The sequence below is a fragment of the Thermostichus sp. OS-CIW-32 genome (genome assembly GCF_054060415.1).
The window spans coordinates 205772-218785 of record NZ_JBSSDD010000004.1 but is presented as its reverse complement, the minus strand read 5'-3'; the positions used below and the strand labels follow the sequence as shown (position 1 = coordinate 218785).

The window sequence follows — 13014 nt, the reverse complement described above, 5'->3', positions numbered from 1 at the left end:
ATGCAGGCGTAGGGAGCCCGAGGATCATGTTTGAACGCTTTACAGAAAAAGCCATCAAGGTGATCATGCTGGCCCAAGAAGAAGCCAGACGGTTAGGTCACAATTTCGTTGGCACCGAGCAAATTTTGTTGGGGTTAATCGGCGAGGGCACTGGGGTCGCCGCCAAAGTTCTCAAGTCCATGGGAGTGAACTTGAAGGACGCCCGTATTGAGGTCGAGAAAATCATCGGTCGGGGATCCGGTTTTGTGGCCGTCGAGATCCCTTTCACTCCCCGCGCCAAGCGAGTGCTGGAACTCTCCCTAGAAGAGGCCCGCCAGCTCGGCCACAACTACATCGGCACTGAGCACCTGCTCCTGGGCCTAATCCGAGAAGGGGAAGGGGTGGCAGCCCGCGTTTTGGAAAACCTGGGGGTGGATCTCTCCAAGGTGCGCACCCAGGTGATCCGCATGTTGGGCGAGACCGCCGAAGTGACGGCGGGGGGGGGATCCTCCAGCCGCACCAAAACGCCCACCCTGGACGAATTCGGCTCCAACCTAACTCAACTGGCCCAGGAGGGCAAGCTGGATCCGGTGGTCGGTCGGACGCGGGAGATCGAGCGGGTGATCCAGATCTTGGGCCGCCGCACCAAGAACAACCCCGTCCTCATTGGCGAGCCGGGGGTAGGCAAAACTGCCATTGCCGAAGGTTTGGCCCAGCGCATCGTGCAGGGGGATGTGCCGGATATTTTGGCCGACAAGCGGGTGATCAGCCTGGATATTGGTTTGCTGGTGGCCGGCACCAAGTACCGCGGCGAGTTTGAAGAGCGCCTCAAGAAAATCATGGATGAGATCCGCAATGCCGGCAACATCATCCTGGTCATCGACGAGGTGCATACCCTGATCGGGGCCGGGGCTGCGGAAGGGGCGATTGATGCCGCCAACATCCTCAAGCCTGCTTTGGCCCGCGGCGAGCTGCAGTGCATCGGCGCCACCACTCTGGATGAGTACCGCAAGCACATCGAGCGGGATGCTGCTCTGGAGCGTCGCTTCCAGCCCATTATGGTAGGCGAGCCGACAGTCTCCGAGACGATCGAGATCCTGTTTGGCTTGCGGGAGCGCTACGAGCAGCACCACAAGCTGAAGATCTCCGATGCGGCCTTGGATGCAGCCGCCAAGCTGGCCGACCAGTACATCTCCGACCGCTTCCTGCCGGATAAGGCCATCGATTTGATCGACGAGGCTGCTTCGCGGGTGCGCCTGATCAACTCTCAACTGCCCCCGGCGGCCCGGGAGCTGGATCAAGAGTTGCGGCGAGTGCTCAAGGAGAAAGACGCTGCGGTGCGGGCCCAGAACTTCGACAAGGCTGGTGAGCTGCGGGATCGGGAGATGGAGATCAAGCAGCAGATCCGCGCCATTGCCGCTGCCAAAAAAGCCGAGGAGAGCAGCCGCAGCGAAATGCCCGAGGTAACCGAAGAGGACGTGGCCCAAGTGGTCAGCGCCTGGACGGGGGTGCCAGTGGCCAAGCTGACGGAAAGCGAGTCAGTGAAGCTGCTGAACATGGAAGAAACCCTGCACCAGCGCATCATCGGCCAAGACGAAGCGGTGCGGGCCATCTCCCGGGCCATCCGCCGCGCTCGGGTGGGGCTGAAAAATCCCAACCGCCCCATCGCCAGCTTCATCTTCTCCGGCCCAACAGGGGTGGGCAAAACCGAGCTGACCAAGGCTTTGGCAGCTTACTTCTTCGGCTCCGAGTCGGCCATGATCCGCCTCGACATGTCGGAATACATGGAGCGGCACACGGTCAGCAAGCTGATCGGATCCCCGCCGGGGTATGTGGGCTACAACGAGGGAGGTCAGCTCACCGAGGCGGTACGCCGTCGCCCCTACACGGTGGTGCTCTTCGACGAGATCGAGAAGGCGCACCCGGATGTGTTTAACCTATTGCTGCAAATCCTGGAGGATGGCCGCCTGACCGATGCCAAGGGCCGCACGGTGGACTTCAAGAACACCCTGATCGTGATGACCTCTAACATCGGCTCGAAGGTCATCGAGAAGGGCGGCGGCAGCCTCGGCTTCGAGTTCAACACCAACGACGAGGATGCCAACTACAACCGCATCCGCAACCTGGTGAACGAGGAGCTGAAGCAGTACTTCCGTCCGGAGTTCCTCAACCGCGTGGACGAGATCATCGTCTTCCGGCAACTGACCAAGGATGAGGTGAAGCAGATTGCCGACATCCTGCTCAAGGAAGTGTTTGACCGCATGACGGAGAAGAAAATCCGCCTTACAGTCAGCGACCGCTTCAAAGACTTGGTGGTGGAGGAGGGGTATAACCCCAGCTACGGGGCACGCCCGCTGCGCCGCGCCATCCAACGCCTGCTGGAAGACATCCTGGCGGAAGAGATCCTGACTGGGCATGTCCGGGAGGGATCGGAGGTGCTCATCGATGTGGATGAGGAGCGCAAGCCCAAGGTGCTGGTCACGGAGCCGGAGCGGGTTCTCTTGCCTCAAGGGGCGGAGTAAAGCTGGCTTTGAGAGGTCCTCAGAGTGCAAGGGATCCGTTGGGATGCTGCGGATCCCTTGTGGTCCTCAAGTGTTGTTTTTCTGGTGTTTTTCAGTTGAACAGACCCAGGCGTAGGAGATCTCTGGCATGGTGCAATCGACCTACTACTACTATGGCGGCGCTCCGGTTCGTACCCCACCCCCAGATTTGGCTTCGCTGCTGCTGCAGGAGCGCATTGTCTACCTGGGCTTGCCCCTTGCAGAGGAGTCGAATGCCAACGTCACCAAGCTGATCATCGAGCAACTGCTGTATCTGCAGTACGAGGATCGGGAAAAGCCGATCAAGATGTACATCAACTCGACGGGCACCTATAACTACGACACAGCGGCCTTTGCCATTCTGGACACCATGAACTACATCAAGCCGCCTGTGCATACTATCTGCATCGGCAATGCCATTGGGATGGCGGCCATGTTATTGGCAGCAGGAGCCAAAGGATTTCGGGCCAGTCTGCCCAATGCCACGATCGTGCTCCACCAGCCCTATGGGGGCACCCGTGGACAGGCCAGCGACATCGAAATTCGCACCCGCGAGATTCTGACTTTGCGCAACATGATGCTGGAGCAACTGTCCCGCAGCACGGGCCAGCCTATGGAGCGCATCAAGAAGGACACGGAGCGGCTATTTTTCATGACACCAGAAGAGGCCAAAGCCTACGGCCTTATCGATCAGGTGTTGACCAGTTCCAAAGTCTTGCCGAGGTTGGCAGCAGCCAAAAACTAAAGCAGAGGGATCCGTCGATGGTTCAAGTTCCCGTACAGCCTTTGACGGTGGGGGAGTACCTACGCCTCACGGACGGGCTTTATGAAGGACGGGTTGAACCTGAAGACGGGTCCATTCGGGAAGCCGAGGAGCGTATGAACACCCTCATTGAGCTGTTTCTGGTTGCGGAATTGCCCAAGTTTTTGCCCATCCAACGCCTGAGCTTGGGCCAAGTTGAGGTCGAAGTGTCCGCAGCCAAGGCTCGGTTGCGCAATCCAGAGGTGATGGCTTTGCATCCCGCTATGTGAGCTTGCTGGGAAACGGTTGCGGAACCATTCGGCTGCCCATGCCCCCGCCGCTGCTGGTGGAGGAGGTGGTTTGCCCCGGAGTGGACCATGAAAAACGCGATGATCAAGACAAGCGCAAAGATTATGCTGCCCGTGGGATCCCGGAATACTGGATTGTGGATCCCGCCAAGCAGTCCGTTTCCGCGGTGCGCTGGGTTGGCGGAGAATACGAAGGCGAGGTCAAAACTGGATCTGGACGCATTGTTTCCTCGGTTTTGCCCCAGCTGGATTTGAGCGCGGAAGATATCTTACAAGCGCGTCGTTCTGTGTTTCATACTTTGCCAGGAGAAACTTATGCCGATTGGAGTGCCTCGGGTTCCCTACCGTTTGCCCGGCGAGCCCTATAGCCAGTGGATTAGCCTTGACGATCGCCTGTACCAAGAGCGGATTTTGTTTATCGGCGAGCCCATTGACGATAGCTTGGCCAATACCATCGTGGGGGTGATGCTCTACCTCAACTCGCAGGATCCGCAAAAGGACATTGTGATGTACATCAATTCTCCCGGTGGCTCTGTGACGGCGGGCATGGCCATCTACGACACCATGAACCACATCAAGCCAGATATCGTTACGGTTTGCGTGGGCCAAGCAGCTTCAATGGGAGCCTTTTTGTTGGCTGCTGGCACCAAGGGCAAGCGGTTTGCCCTGCCCCACTCCCGCATCATGCTGCACCAGCCTTCGCTGGGCACGATCCAAGGCCAAGCCAGCGACATTGAAATTCGCGCCCGCGAAACTCTGCGAGTCAAACGACGCATGAACGAGATCTTGGCGCAAACCACCGGCCAACCGCTGGAGAAAATCGAGCGGGATGTGGAGCGAGACTTTTACCTCTCGGCCACGGAAGCTCAGGCTTACGGCATCGTGGATCGGGTGATCCAAGAGCGCTCGGAAGCCATGGCCAGCTAGGATGGCTGGATCCAAAAAATAGCCTTGGCAAGCTCCTGAGTCGGATGTTGAAGAATTGAACCCGCGAGGAATACACCTGGGATCCTTTCATGATCTCACCGTGCCGGTTCTGCGGTGCCGAGAGACGGGCTGAGGTCTTTGGGGTGGCTAGGATTAGGGTGGAGTTAGCCGGGAGATCCGACCAGGTGAACCGACAGCATTGGGCCAGAAGGAGCGGTGGATGGGCCAGTCTGCTGGTGTTCCTGCTGTATCCCCCAGATCAGGCTTTGGCTCTGCCCCCCGCTTCTGAGATCCCTGAGGAGGTGCTGCGGGCCCAGCCCGACTTGCGGGCTCGCTCCCCGGTCGATAATCAGCCCCTCGCCGCCGCCGAGGCTCTGGAACTCCAGGAAGCCTTGGCAGCTCGGCCCGAAACCGGATCCGTCTCCCCCGAGGTGGAACGGCTGATCTTTTTGCTCAGGCTGCGCAAAGGATTTCGAGATCTGTTGCCTTTTTTGTTCCCCTGACTGTTTTCTGGCCCTCACCCCCTGTCCCTCTCTCCCCAAGGGCGAGGGGAAGAGGCCGGTGGGATCCCTTTTTGGTAACGGTAGGGTCCGGCGCGGGATCCCCAGGTTTGTTGGCCAGTGGCGGCGTCAAAGCCCCGATCCCAGGTGATGAATTCGCTGGGGGTGAGGTCGAACTCGATGTGGATATAGGTGCTATCCCCGGGGTTCAGACGACATTCTCCACCTGGCAGCATTTCGCCGTGGTAGCAGTCTGGGCGCTTTTCCACCAAAATGCGACAACCGGGCAAATGCTCCAGGTCGGCCAAGGAGAGCTGCGCCAAGCGCTGCGGATCCTGAGAGGCACCTGCCCAAGCTGCTTGATCCCGCAATTTGTAGTTCTCGATCCGCAAGGGATCCCCCAATACCTGGAGCACCCGGCTGCGATAAAACTGGCCCGGCGTGTGCTGGTTAAATTGCTCGGTAAAAAAGCCGATCCCCTCCGAGAACAGGTGGGGAAGGCGCACGTACCAAAGGCTGACCGGCACAAACCACACCGGCTCTGCCATCGCCTGGGTGCGGTTGCTGTAGTAGCCCTCCAGCCAGTTGGCCAGGGTGTGCAAGTCGGAAGCGGATTTTTCGTCTACCATAGGGAGCTATGACAAAACTTACCCCCAGCTCTAGCTATAGCATTGCCCTGCGCATTCGCCTGCTCAACCAGCCGGGAGCCCTAGCCCGCGTCACCCAGGCCATTGCGGAAGTGGGAGGCAGCCTCAGCCAGATCGATCTCATCCACCAATCGGCAGCAGAAACGGTGCGAGAAATCTGTGTAGATGCCGTCAGCAGCGAGCATGCTCAGCAAATTTACGCCGCCGTTGCCTCCTTGGCCAATGTGAAGGTGGAGCGGGCGGTGGACCGCACCTTTGAGCTGCACCGCGGGGGAAAGCTGCAGGTGGTGGCCAAAAGCCCCCTGGAGAGCGCCGCCGATCTGGCCATGGCCTACACGCCGGGGGTGGGGCGGGTTTCCCTAGAAATTGCTGCCAACCCCGCCGCGGTCTATGAGTACACCATCAAGGGCAACAGTGTAGGCATTGTAACCGATGGCAGTGCGGTGCTGGGCTTGGGGAATGTCGGCCCGGAGGCAGCTTTGCCGGTGATGGAGGGGAAGGCGGCGCTGTTCAAGCGCTTTGCCGATATCGATGCCTTTCCTCTGTGCCTGGCCACTCAGGAGGTGGGGGAAATTGTGGAGACGGTGGTGCGCCTGGCGCCGGGATTTGGCGGCTTTAACCTGGAAGACATCAGCGCCCCTCGCTGCTTTGCCATTGAGTCTCAGCTCAAGGCCCGCCTCAACCTGCCGGTGTTTCACGACGATCAGCACGGCACCGCCATTGTGGTGCTGGCGGCGCTGCTGAATGCCCTGAAAGTGGTGAAAAAGAGCCTAGACGAGGTGCGCATTGTCCTCAACGGGGCCGGGGCAGCCGGCATTGCCGTGACGCAACTGCTGCGGCGGGCCGGGGCAGCCCACATCCTGGTCTGCGACCGCCAAGGGATCCTCAGCCGCTCCCGTTCCGATCTCACCCCCGAGAAGGCGGCCATTGCCGTCGAGGAGAAGGGATCCCTGGCGGAAGCCTTGGTGGGAGCGGATGTGTTTATTGGGGTGAGCGTGGCCAATGCCCTGACAGTGGAGATGGTAGAAAAAATGGCACCGGATCCCATCGTCTTTGCCCTGGCCAACCCGGTGCCCGAGATCCAGCCGGAGCTGGTGGGCAATCGGGTGGCAGTGATGGCCACGGGCCGCAGCGACTACCCCAACCAAATCAACAACGTGCTGGCCTTTCCGGGCGTGTTTCGCGGCGCCCTCGACTGCCGCGCCAAGCAGATCAACACCGAGATGTGCCTGGCTGCCGCTCAAGCCATTGCTGCCTTGATCCCTGCCGAAGAGTTGGATCCCCAGTGGATCATCCCCTCGGTCTTCGACGGGCGGGTGGTTCCTCAGGTGGCCGCTGCGGTAATCCAGGCTGCCCGCCAAACCGGCGTGGCCGGGATCCCTTGAGGGCTACCTAGGGCACCAGGTGACAAGCCACAAAATGCCCCGCGCTCACCTCGCGAAAGGCCGGGGGTGGATCTTGGCCTGTTCCTTCCCTGGGGGGAACTCACACCAGACGACCCAAGCGCTCCCGCAACTCAGCGGCGGCCTGCTCCAGGTGCTCAGGGGTGTAACCGGTGGTCTCTACCCTGACAGCAAGGTGGGTGTCCTGGCTCTGGTGGAGATGGATCCACAAGATGTGGCGGCCGTCCTCTGTTTTGCGGTTTGCAGCTTTGACGCTGTTTTTGGGGGCAGAGTAAGCGTGCGGGTCGTAGCGGACCAGATCCACCCAGGGAATGTCTCGCAGGAGTTTTTCCACCTTGACCCAGCTGCGAGGACGGTGGTGGCTGCTGTCGACCTGCAGCTGGATGACTTCGGAGCGAGGTCGGCCTGAAAAGGACTCCGTCCCGCTGGCGCGATCGGGAAGACCTGCCCGAGGGATCCGGGGCTGAACTTCCGGCTGTAGGTAGGGCAGGTAGACCAAAGACTTGTATTGCTCATGGATGTAGCAAACTGGGATCCCCAATTGGCTGCCCACCACAGCCATGATCATGGCTTGGGCTTTGAACCCACCGGTGGCGGCAAAGGTGACGATCCCCTTGGCGCTCTCTGCCAACTGTTTCAACAGCTCGGCCATCCGCTCCAGAGAGGATCCCTCTAGCTCGTAGTCGATGCCGGGAAGGGGCACCAGAGAAACCTGTTGTTGGCCCAGTTCTCTTTCAAAGAAGAGCTTCAAAATCCGGGCACACTCCAGCCCATGGGGGGTTGCGGAGTGCAGCAGAACCAAAGCATCGCCGGGGGTGGGATCCAGGCGGTAGTAGGTGTTGGTTAAGGACTCCGTCCCGCTGGCGCGATCGGCGCTGATCAGCTCCAGATCGGTTCTTTTCATCCAGGCCAGCGCTTGCTCCGGATCCCCGATGGTTTTTTGTCCCACCCAGGGGCGCTGCGGCTGCAGGTCTTTGTCAAGGTTGGTGAGCAAGGAGGTGCCCACAGTCATGATGATGGTCTGCATGATAGGCGGTTAACTCAAATTTTTCGAGAGCTCTGTCTTGCTTTGCGCCCAGAGCAGCTGGACTTTGCCGATTCTGCTATCTTCTCTGATCGCGCCAGCGGGACGGAGTCCTTTATCTTCTCTAAGGCCCAGAACCTTCACCTCTACCTCTTGCTCCACCGAGAGGGAGGGTTCCCTTGGGGTGAGCTTGATGTCGGGGCCCGAAATCTGGAAAGTAACTTCGTTGCCCTTGATGTTGGTGATGGTGGCCTTCAGTTTTTGACCAATCTGGAAGCAGGCTTGGCGGGCCCGCTGTTGGGTCTAGTCTTGTGGGTATTGGTTGTTTTGCTGTGGTCTGTCCTGCTGGGGCTCGTTTGCCGCGCCTTGGGGAACGGCGTCCCTGCGACCAGAGTGGCTGTTGGGCTGGGATCCCTGGTGTGGCGGAGTCTCGCCAGCAGGCATCCCCCCATTCCCGTAGTAGCGGGCCATGCCTAGCCCAGGATCTGCAGCACCTCTGCCGGCCTGTCCTGTAGGGCTACATCTTCAGAGACTACCGCAAGTGGAACATTCATACTGAACAGTATCTGCGCGACCTTTGCTTCGAGACTGTTGAAGAATCTAATCACATCAAAATTCGGTTTTATGGAGATCCGCGCTATCAAATCGTTATGGCTAAAACTCCTGGCGACTGGAGGGCTGGCCGCAATATTTCAAGGACTCCGTCCCGCTAACGCGATCGGGATATTCGCAACCTCATTTTTGGCCTTTGAGATCCTGAAACGAATAAAGTTTAGTTGCAAACCTATCGCGCCAGCGGGACGGAGTCCTTACTTTCTCAGGGGGCACGCAGCTGAGAAAAGTTGAACCGAGTCCTGATAGGCTGAAGAAAAGTTGGGATCCCTGCCATGTTCTACCTGCCGGTCTCGCTGCTGTTGTTTTTCATGCTGGTGTTGCTGCTGCCTTTCCTCTGGCTGGGGCTGGCAGTGGATGTGGTGGCGCTGGCGGTGGGAAAGCTGGGGTTCTCGCGGGAGGGAGCGCTGTTACTGCTGCTGGCCATCCTGGTGGGCAGCTCGGTCAATATTCCCCTCTATCGGGTGAAATGCGAGGTGACGCTGGTAGAAGACCTAGCTAGCTTGTGGATGCGGCAGTTCTGGGGGATCCCTTTGACCAAGCTTTCCCAGGAGACGGTGATTGCCTTAAACGTGGGCGGGGGGCTGATCCCGGTGCTCTTGGCCCTATACCAATTTGGGCGGGCCGATAGCGTGCTGATCCTGGCGGTAACGGCGCTGGTAACCTTGGTCAGCTACTATGCTTCCCACGTGGTGCCCGGGATCGGCATTCAGATGAATCCTCTAATTGCCCCGGCTACGGCAGCCTTAGCCGCTCTGTTTTGGGCAGGGGACCAGGCACCGGCAGTGGCCTTTGCTGGTGGAGTTTTGGGCACGGTGATCGGGGCAGATCTCCTGCATCTGCCAGAAGTCCTGCGGCGCAACTGCTCTGGCATTCTCAGCATTGGCGGGGCCGGGGTTTTCGATGGTATTGCCCTCTGTGGCTTGTTTGCCCTGCTGCTGAGCTAAACCAGCAAATAGGTAAGGGAAAGGGTGATGGATTGGGCGGGATCCAGCCAACGCAAGTCGGGATCCCCTTCGGAGGCACGCTGAGTCAACTCCTCGAGGAGCGTTTGCGTCCATTCCAGCGGCCCATTGAGCAACATCGGCGAACGGGCTACCCCCAGTTTGCGGGCCATAGCCTTGAGGGCTTCCAAGCTGGCGGACAGGGGGCGGGTGCTGGCCACAAACAACAGCTCCGTCAGCCCTTGGGCCTGACAGGTGAGCAAGTCAGAGCTCACAGCAGAGCGCAGCTCGCCATCGACCTCCGGCAAGGGTGGCAAAGTTAAACTGCTCTTGGCTTCCAAGCGAAGAGGTGTGGTGAAGTTGTCCTGAGGCAGGGGGGCCAGCAGGTGCAGTTGTCCGGTCGGGTCGATCAGCAACAGGTAGCCGTAGAGATCCTGCTCGCTGTTGTTGCAAAGGGTGAGATGCAAGGGATCCCCTCGCGTAAACCGCTGCATACCCACCTCAGCAGGAGCAGAGGCTACAGACTGGACAAGGCGTGCCGCCAACGAGGGAGCTAAGGACTCCGTCCCGCTGGCGCGATTGGCAGCTCTACCTTTGACAGCCAACTCCGCCACCACCGCCAAGGAAGAGGAAACAGCATTGAGAGTGGTGCGCAAACGTTTGGCAGCCAGCAGATGGGCAAGACGGGGAGCTAACCGCTGGACGGCCATTGCTGCAGCCTCTCCTGCTGGGCCACAGGAATTCAGGAGCAATTCTCGCCCCGGCCAGAACAGGCTGTAGCTGTTCACTTCCAGGGGTTTGAGCAGGGTATCCGACCGTTCGCGCCAGCGGGACGGAGTCCTAAAAGCAGTGGCCATTTCCGGGGTGATGCGGCCCAACAAACAGTCCACCTGTCGCTCGCGGGGGTTGGCCGTTTCCATCCAGCTATAGCCGGCAATGGCATTGGTCAGATCCACCTTTTCAATGCGGCCCAGGTTCTCCTCTAGGCCAACCAAAAGCTTGAGCGTGCTGGAGAGGCCGCGCAGCTGCTCCCGCAAAGGTGTGCCCACAGGGGGAAGCTGCCCTTCCGGACTGGCCATCTGAACCTGAGCCAACAGCCCACTGCGAGAACGCATGAGCAGCGGCGTCGGCGAAGAGGCGGAAGGATCGGCGGGAATGGGAACCAAAAGAGTACCCGGCTGCAAACCACACAGGGCCGCCGATGGGATCCCGCCTAACCACACCTGAGCCCGATTTCCCTTCACTTCTTGAACTACCCCGCTGACCCCTGCCGGTGTGGGCATGAGAAAATAGGGGTGGATGTGTCGAGCAGTGTCTTTGCCTTCCAAGGTGGGGCGTTGGCAGGCGAATAGGCCCAGCTCTCGCCGGCTAACCACTTGGTTAAAGGCCACCAGCAGACGAGTGGCAGGCGTGGTTTCCCACAGGTACTGCGTCAGCAGATAGGTGAGTACCCCAGCATAGAATCCTGGCCAAGCGGCTTCTGCTGCCAAGTCTTGCGGGGTGGTGGCCGAAATCAGCAAGCCCTTGGGCGGAGACGGCCAAACCCGCTGCGGCTCCGATCGCGCCAGCGGGACGGAGTCCTTGGAGTCCGAGATCGCGGCTGGGGGACGGGAACGCAGTTGCAAGTTGCCTCGCACCGACGGCGAGACATAGGTAAAGCCACAGTCCAGAAGGGTGGTGATCTGGGCAGTGCCCAAGCCTTCCAAAAGCCGGAAAAAGCTGTCTAGCTCCATTGCTGCCACTCCCTCAGAGCCAGACAACAGCAGCACCGGCTGCCAACAGTTGGGCGCGGATCCCAGCCGCCACTGGCCATAGCCGCTAAACTGCACCACTACCGTTTCAGCCGTGTGACCTTGACCCCCCAAGTGCTCTGCAAAGGCCGATTGGATCCCAGCCGGCGTGGCTGCCCCATCGGTAAGGGTGAGAATGTCTGCCGGGTCAAAACCAAAGCGATAGAGGAGTAGCTCCCGCTGCAACTCCACATCTGTCAAACACCCTTGTAGCGCGGATCCCTCGCCAAGGTAGCGGTTAATACCGATGAGAACAGCCAGCTTGCGGGAGCCAGCCGCCAAAGCTTGCCCATATCGCTCAGCCCGGCCCCTCAACCAGCCAGGGGATAGGCCAAGACCGGCAGCAACCAGGATCAGTTTTTGCAGAAAAGACCGCCTTTCCATGTTGACCCTCTGGGCTGACCCCCGGCCCAACGACTACCCCATCGGCCAGCGAGCCACAGCTAAACTTTGCACTGGAATCTGTTGCTGCCTATTTCAGGATATCCCCATCCACACAGCTTTTTCCCGAGATCGAGTGACAGTTTTTGGCGTTTTCTTTGCATTCCTTATCAATCAAACCTCCGCTACTTCCCATGGGGATCCCACGGCAGCGCTCTTCTGTCAGACAAGTCCGTCAGACAGGAGGGAAAGTGTGAGGAAGTCAATACTCAGCGGTTCAGGAAATAGGGCAAGCAAGCCCCACGCTCCGGCCAATGGAAGCGGACGAAGGGAACCAAAATGAACCCAGCTATCCCCAGACAGAACAGGCCAAAGTAGAGGTGGAAAGCCCCGACTGGATCAGCTGGTTCCATCCTTCCCCCTCCTAGGGATCCCAGCGCTAAAGCCAAGAGATTGTTCAAGGCATGAGCCAAGACAGGCAAGGTCAGGGAGCGGGTCTGCAGGTAGAACAGGCCCATCACCAGGCCGAACACCGTCAACCCGACGGGGTTGGGGTGCAGCAGGCCAAATACCCCAGAAGAAGCCAGCAGACCTCTGGAGAGGCCCCACTTGAGGCCCCAGCGGTGTAGCAAGATGCCGCGAAACAGCCACTCCTCCGTTATGGGGGCCACCACCCCAATCGAGAGCCAGCGCAACCCCTGATACATCTGCGGCCAGGCCGTTTCCCTATCCTCTTCCCCCAGTGAGTGCAGCATCGACTCCGCCAGCTCTGGTGCAAGCCAAGATATCAGGTAGATCATCAGTAAAGTTGTGCCGATGGAGAGCACTACCAAAGCCGGCACCACCCGCAGCAGGGATCCCCAAGGAATAGCAGCCCGCCAGTTGCCCCACAGCCGTCTCATCTGCAGATGGGCTTGCTGCCCCCGTCGCCAGCTCCAGATACAGGTGAGGACAAAAGTGGAGCAATAGACCAGGTAGGCCAGCAGTGGATCATCCGGTGGGAGATGCAACATCTGGGCCAAAGCCACGGCTCCCAAACCTACCCCCAGGTTGATCACCAAGAAGGCCAACAGCAGGTGGCGCGCCTTAAGGGCTGCAAATCCGGTCACACTCGGCTCGGCAGGCCGTAGAGGGGGAGATCCAGACACAGAGGCAGAGAGCGCAGTTTTCCCATTCTAGTTTTGGTGGGGATCCCCGTAGGTGGGCTGCTGTCACCT

General features: G+C 59.5%; 12 protein-coding genes. 8 read left to right on the top strand and 4 right to left on the bottom strand.

Annotated features, from left to right (window positions below; all coding sequences use genetic code 11):
- The first annotated feature begins 26 nt into the window (after positions 1–26).
- The 6 genes from ACVWY8_RS07215 to ACVWY8_RS07190 all read left to right on the top strand — a co-directional run bounded on the left by ACVWY8_RS07215 (position 27) and on the right by ACVWY8_RS07190 (position 4999).
- Positions 27–2501 carry an ATP-dependent Clp protease ATP-binding subunit gene (locus ACVWY8_RS07215; RefSeq protein WP_011432255.1) on the top strand — a complete coding sequence of 825 codons (2475 nt, stop codon included), beginning with the start codon at positions 27–29 and terminating at the stop codon, positions 2499–2501.
- A 127-nt stretch (positions 2502–2628) separates the two neighbouring features.
- Positions 2629–3264, top strand: a complete 636-nt coding sequence (locus tag ACVWY8_RS07210; protein ID WP_414381174.1) for an ATP-dependent Clp protease proteolytic subunit — start codon at positions 2629–2631, stop codon at positions 3262–3264.
- Positions 3265–3281: 17 nt separating this feature from the next.
- Positions 3282–3551: a hypothetical protein gene (locus tag ACVWY8_RS07205; RefSeq protein ID WP_457393608.1), complete on the top strand. Its 270-nt coding sequence runs from the start codon at positions 3282–3284 to the stop codon at positions 3549–3551.
- Positions 3548–3937: a Uma2 family endonuclease gene (locus tag ACVWY8_RS07200; RefSeq protein ID WP_457396946.1), complete on the top strand. Its 390-nt coding sequence runs from the start codon at positions 3548–3550 to the stop codon at positions 3935–3937. Before ACVWY8_RS07205 ends, ACVWY8_RS07200 begins: the two co-directional genes overlap by 4 nt.
- A complete protein-coding gene (locus ACVWY8_RS07195; RefSeq protein ID WP_011432257.1) occupies positions 3885–4496 on the top strand; it encodes an ATP-dependent Clp protease proteolytic subunit in 612 nt (203 codons plus the stop codon). Before ACVWY8_RS07200 ends, ACVWY8_RS07195 begins: the two co-directional genes overlap by 53 nt.
- A 185-nt stretch (positions 4497–4681) precedes the next feature.
- Entirely contained in the window at positions 4682–4999 is a 318-nt protein-coding gene (locus tag ACVWY8_RS07190; RefSeq protein ID WP_457396945.1) for a hypothetical protein, read from the top strand.
- A gap of 14 nt (positions 5000–5013) precedes the next feature.
- On the opposite strand, the gene ACVWY8_RS07185 is transcribed toward ACVWY8_RS07190, so the two are convergent.
- Positions 5014–5625 carry a chromophore lyase CpcT/CpeT gene (locus ACVWY8_RS07185; protein ID WP_414400142.1) on the bottom strand — a complete coding sequence of 204 codons (612 nt, stop codon included), beginning with the start codon at positions 5623–5625 and terminating at the stop codon, positions 5014–5016.
- Between the two features lie 8 nt (positions 5626–5633).
- On the opposite strand from ACVWY8_RS07185, the gene ACVWY8_RS07180 reads away from it, so the two are divergent.
- Positions 5634–7028 carry a malic enzyme-like NAD(P)-binding protein gene (locus tag ACVWY8_RS07180; RefSeq protein WP_414350856.1) on the top strand — a complete coding sequence of 465 codons (1395 nt, stop codon included), beginning with the start codon at positions 5634–5636 and terminating at the stop codon, positions 7026–7028.
- Positions 7029–7128: 100 nt separating this feature from the next.
- On the opposite strand, the gene ACVWY8_RS07175 is transcribed toward ACVWY8_RS07180, so the two are convergent.
- A complete protein-coding gene (locus tag ACVWY8_RS07175) occupies positions 7129–8073 on the bottom strand; it encodes a putative CRISPR-associated protein (protein ID WP_414344159.1) in 945 nt (314 codons plus the stop codon).
- An 884-nt stretch (positions 8074–8957) separates the two neighbouring features.
- Between ACVWY8_RS07175 and ACVWY8_RS07170 the strand changes: the two genes are divergently transcribed.
- Positions 8958–9629: a DUF1614 domain-containing protein gene (locus ACVWY8_RS07170; RefSeq protein WP_011432264.1), complete on the top strand. Its 672-nt coding sequence runs from the start codon at positions 8958–8960 to the stop codon at positions 9627–9629.
- Here ACVWY8_RS07170 and ACVWY8_RS07165 read toward each other — a convergent pair.
- Together ACVWY8_RS07165 and ACVWY8_RS07160 are read right to left on the bottom strand one after the other, a co-directional pair.
- A complete protein-coding gene (locus tag ACVWY8_RS07165) occupies positions 9626–11800 on the bottom strand; it encodes a caspase family protein (RefSeq protein WP_457393614.1) in 2175 nt (724 codons plus the stop codon). The two genes, ACVWY8_RS07170 and ACVWY8_RS07165, sit on opposite strands and share 4 nt — an antisense overlap.
- A 266-nt stretch (positions 11801–12066) precedes the next feature.
- On the bottom strand, positions 12067–12906 hold the full coding sequence (locus ACVWY8_RS07160; RefSeq protein WP_457396942.1) for a CPBP family intramembrane glutamic endopeptidase: 840 nt from the start codon (positions 12904–12906) through the stop codon (positions 12067–12069).
- Between the last annotated feature and the right edge of the window lie 108 nt (positions 12907–13014).